At 28.3% G+C, this 5,177-nt stretch carries 3 protein-coding genes; 2 read left to right on the plus strand and 1 reads right to left on the minus strand.

Annotation, left to right across the window (positions count from 1 at the left end; genetic code table 11):
- Positions 1–444 precede the first annotated feature (444 nt).
- The gene (locus X274_RS06795; RefSeq protein ID WP_052913228.1) at positions 445–1,956 is read left to right on the plus strand and encodes a site-2 protease family protein; all 1,512 of its coding nucleotides are present in this window, start codon (positions 445–447) and stop codon (positions 1,954–1,956) included.
- Positions 1,957–1,970: 14 nt separating this feature from the next.
- On the plus strand, positions 1,971–3,041 hold the full coding sequence (gene ispG / locus X274_RS06800) for a flavodoxin-dependent (E)-4-hydroxy-3-methylbut-2-enyl-diphosphate synthase (RefSeq protein ID WP_047266075.1): 1,071 nt from the start codon (positions 1,971–1,973) through the stop codon (positions 3,039–3,041).
- Between the two features lie 428 nt (positions 3,042–3,469).
- Here the strand turns inward: ispG and X274_RS06805 are convergent, their stop codons facing one another.
- Positions 3,470–4,993 carry an AAA-like domain-containing protein gene (locus X274_RS06805; protein WP_047266076.1) on the minus strand — a complete coding sequence of 508 codons (1,524 nt, stop codon included), beginning with the start codon at positions 4,991–4,993 and terminating at the stop codon, positions 3,470–3,472.
- Positions 4,994–5,177 lie beyond the last annotated feature (184 nt).

Below are 5,177 nucleotides of genomic sequence, written 5' to 3' on the forward strand. Positions count from 1 at the left end.
ATGTGTCTGGCACGCCTCCGGCGTGCGCCCTGTGCATGGATCACACCCTCCGTCCATCTTGTCGAGTTCTATCTCTCTCCCTCTTTTTTACTTCCGCTGGGTGTCTCTGTTCACTTGACAAGGAGATGTCTATACCTCACCGCGGCTCTTCGTCCGCGTCCGAGTATATATATTACCACCTTTCTTCCCTTTTGTCAACTTACAATACCGTTAATTTTTGTTAATCATTAGTGAATTCATCGAGAGATTGGTTTTCATGCCTTTTTTCAATTTTAAATAAATATAAAAATACTACAAATAAAGATATATTATAGACTGTATTCCCTAAAAAATCCTAATGTAATTTTTATTACTATAATATTTCATACTACATTATACCTATTTAACATATATATGTTAAAATTAATATTACTTAAAAAATCTAATAATCACGGAGGTGTTTTAATGATAACTCTTTTTTGGTTCATGGTTGTTATAACAATAGTTGTGTTTTTTCATGAATTAGGACATTTTATCTTTGCAAAATTATTTAAAACAAAGGTTGAAGAATTCGCCATAGGTATGGGACCAAAATTATTTTCTTATAAAGGAAAAGAAACTGAATTTAGATTTAATCTCATTCCTCTTGGAGGATATGTTAAAATAGCAGGCGAAGAAATTGAAGATGGTGAGCTATCTGATAATCCAGAATTATTTTACAACAAAAAACCATGGCAAAAATTTCTAATTGCCTTTGCTGGACCTTTATTTTCAATTATTCTGGGATATATTGTTTTATCAATTTCCGGTTTGTTATATGGATTCCCAGAAGTTAAGATAGAAGATGTTATAGATGATTCACCTGCTTATTATGTCGGTATTAAACCTGGTGATGTTATAAAAAAAGTAAACAATAATATTGTTTTTGATAGTTCTATTTTGAGCCTCGCTATTAAAGAGGGTAAGCTTTTAGATTTGGAAATTTTAAGAAACAATAATATTATTAATTTAGAAATAGCGCCTAAATTATACAATCCAGAATACACCATTATATTTAAATCAGAAAAAATAGTTAATTTAAATAATAAAACTATCAAATCGTTTAATTTAAATCCACCAGAAAACATAGGATCTATTTTACCCAATTTAGAAAAAGGAGATAAACTAATAATTGAACTAAATGATGGTTCGAAAATAGAAGGAAAAATCAAAGGTTATAATATTTCTCAAAAAAGATATGCTATAGGTGTTTATTTTGCTACTTTTTCAAATATAATAAACAAAGATTATCCACCTTTTAAAAAAGACGACATTATACTAAGCATTAATTCTAAGGCAATAAATAATGGCTTGGATATAATAAAATATTTAACTCCTTTATCGTTAGATTCAGAAGATATTATGATTACCATAACTAATAATAGGATTTCAGAATATATCACGCCCATAAATTCAGATAATTTAAATATAATTATTCTTCGAAATGGAAAAACTATGGATCTTACTTTAAGTAAAAAAGAATTTTTTAAAATACTTCAAGAACCTTTGATTCTTAAATATGCTTTTGATAAATGGCGACCAAAAGGTTTTGAAATAATAACTGTTTCCATACAATGGGCTAACACATTGTTAAAAGCTATGGTTGATACGATTTCTCAATTATTTACAGGAAAGGTTAAGACTACCGAAGTAATGGGACCTGTTGGAATCGCTGGTGTTGTTGGACAGGCAGCAAAGGCTGGTCCTGAAGCTTTAATTTCATTAATAGCATTAATTACATTAAACCTTGGAATTGTTAATCTATTACCTATACCCGCTCTGGATGGTGGAAGAATTATCTTTTCAATCTATGAAATGATAACAGGTAAAAGAACTAACCCAAAGGTAGAAGCTATGATTCATACTATAGGTTTTATAATATTAATGGGACTCTTTGTCTATTTTACTTACAACGATATTTTAAGATTTTTTAAGTAATCGGAGGTATATTTATGTTTTCAAAAAAAATAGTTTATGTAAAAGATATCCCAATTGGAGGAAATAATCCTATTTCTATACAGAGTATGACAAATACCGACACTCTTGATACAGAAAGTACAATACGGCAAATTATAAATTTATCTAATGCAGGTGCTGAAATAGTAAGGGTTTCTGTTAGAAATTTTGATGATATTTCTTCTTTTAAACAAATTTGTAATTTATCTCCTGTCCCTATAGTTGCTGATATACATTTTGATTACAGGTTAGCTATAGAATCCATAAAAGCTGGAGCTGCAAAAATAAGGATCAACCCTGGAAATATTGGCAGTAAATGGAAAGTAAAAGAAGTTGTAAAAGCTGCAAAAGATGCAAATATACCCATCAGGGTAGGAGCAAATTCCGGTTCTATAAAAAAAGAATTTGAAAATTCGAATATGCCAAGATTTAAAGCCTTAGCTGAAAGTGCTTTAGAAGAAGTGAGAATAATGGAGGAATTAAACTTCACAGATATCGTAATTTCAATAAAATCAACTGATGCTAAAGAAAACTTTTTGGCTAATAAATATATTTCAGAAAAGGTACCATATCCTTTGCATATAGGAATTACTGAAGCTGGAATTTATGAGGATGCTTTAATATTATCTTCTGCAGGACTTGGAACATTACTATTAAATAATATTGGAGATACAATTAGAATTTCCATAGCAGGAAATCCTATTAAAGAAGTATTAGCTGCAAAAAAATTATTAACTTTGTTAGGATTTAAAAAAGGCCCCAGAGTTATAGCTTGCCCAACCTGCGCAAGAACAGAAATAAATGTAGAAGAGTTAGCTACAAAAGTTAAAGACTGGACTAAAAATATTAATGAAAGTTTAAATATTGCGGTAATGGGCTGTGTTGTAAACGGACCAGGAGAAGCAAAACATGCTGATATTGGCATAGCTGGAACCAAAACAGGCGGTGCAATATTTATTAACGGTAAAATTGCTGAAACTGTTCTTTTCGAAAAACTCGAAAACACTTTCAAAAAATACATTGAAATTTTAATAGAAGAAAGAAAAAATTTTGATAAAAATTCATAAAATATAAAATATCTGGAAATACTGCAACTAAGAGATTCTTTTTAGAGTTTTGATTATGTCAATACCCTTTTTGAAAAATAATATGTGCAATAATCTGATTTTTCAAAAACAAGCCTATTTTTAAGGCTTGTTTTTTTTCCTGAGTTTGACAGTTATTTTTTCAGAAAAAGAGATAACGCTTTAATATAACTTAAAACAGCAATTGTTAACTTTTTATTAAAAGCAAAAGTGTCACCACATCCCAAAATTAATTTTAAGTAAATGAAAAATATATAATTACGGAAAAATTATAACTCTAACATTTAAATTTCACAAAGTGCATTAATTTTACGAAAATCTAAGAAAAAACTTTATATTTGCTAATATTTTATAATAATTATCATTAACCAACTATTATTAATTTACACAGAATTTTGGATAGCCCCTTTCTATATTTTTGATGGATTTTCGAAATTAGTTTTTATAAACCATATATGTAATTTTATTCCATTTTCTTTTTCTAAATTATATTCAAAATCTTTTATTGTATTTGAATATATTATTAACCATCCTTCTTTTATCCCTTTCCTTTTTATATATTCTTTTAGTTGCTTTTTTGATTTTTCATATTGATCTTCATCTATATTTGCTTTTATTTCTATTAAATATTCTTTATTGTTTAAATTGATCAATAAATCTATTCTTCCTCCGCCTATTTGTGTTTCTGGATATACTTTTCCATCTGCCGCTTCTACATACAAACTAAGAAATTGATCAAGATTGTATTGATATACTCCTTCGTAATAGTTTCTGCCCTTGAACATTACTGCTCCTCTTGATTTTATATATTCTATATATCTTTTCATCAATTTGTTTAAATCCAGACTTCCATCTTTGTTTAGATATTTTTTTATACTTTCATCAAATGGTTTCATTTGCGATTTTTCTCCATTGATTTGTGGTTTAAATCTTGCATATAACGCTTTGTAATACAACGGCACTTTTACACAGCATATGCCTTCACAATTGTCTATTACTCCGTTTATATATAAGAATTTTATGTTTTCATCATATATATTAAATTCTATATTATTTGGTTCAAATAATATTTTCATCATTAATTCTTTTTCTTTTTTTGCTTTGTTTATTATATTTGATATGTTTTTGTCTATATATACTCTCATATAATCATATAATGTTTTTTCAAAATGTTTTTCTGTTATTATTTTTTCTCCTTTTGCTTTTTTCATTACTAAGTCATATGCAAGTCCATTGGTTAATCCTGGTTGTCCTGCTGCGTTGTGCCATATTAATTCTTTTACTTTTTCTTCGAATATTTGTCCTGTTTCTGTTTCGTGTTGATTTAGTAAATCATATACTTGTTTTTTGGTAAAGTATGGCACTTCTAAATGTTCTGCTATGTTGAATGGACTGGCATTGTCTTCTAATATTCCGCTTAGATATCCTACGCTTATTAATATTACACTTCTTAATCCATATATTTTTCTATCATGATATATATTTCTTATCACATGTAAAAATTGATTCATTAACTTTGAATTTTCAAATTTCTCAAATTCATCTATCATCAATATTATTTCTTTTCCTTCTTTTTCTGTTATCTCTTCAATTAAATTTCTTATATCATCTATACTTCCCGGTATAGTTAAATCAATAATTTTACCATACAAACCTTTTAATGAACGATTTATATCCTTTACAAACGTCCTTAAAAATTCAATTTTTCCTTTTTCTCCATAACTTTCAAAAGAAATAAAAATAGGTAAATATTTATCTTTTATTTTCTCAACTATATCTTTTAACAGTGTTGTTTTTCCACTTTGTCTTGGTGCTGATACTGTAAAGTATCTCCAATTTTCTATATGATCAAGTGCTTCTTTCATTATATCGGGTCTCTCTACGTAATAACAGGTCTTTTTATCAACAGGTCCACTCGTGCAGAATCTTCTCATGATTCACCTCCGGTGTTACACGCCTACGGCGGGTTATAGGTTAAAGATTAAAGATTTTAAAATTAAAACTTTTCAATATTTTCAAAGAAAATATTCATACCTCCGGTAGGGTATTGGATTAAAAACTTTAGATTTGAATTAAAACAAAAAAATTCTGAGCTGTCGCTCTCCTTCGGTAAATATT

Origin of the sequence: Marinitoga sp. 1155 (genome assembly GCF_001021175.1) — a bacterium.
Lineage (GTDB): Bacteria > Thermotogota > Thermotogae > Petrotogales > Petrotogaceae > Marinitoga.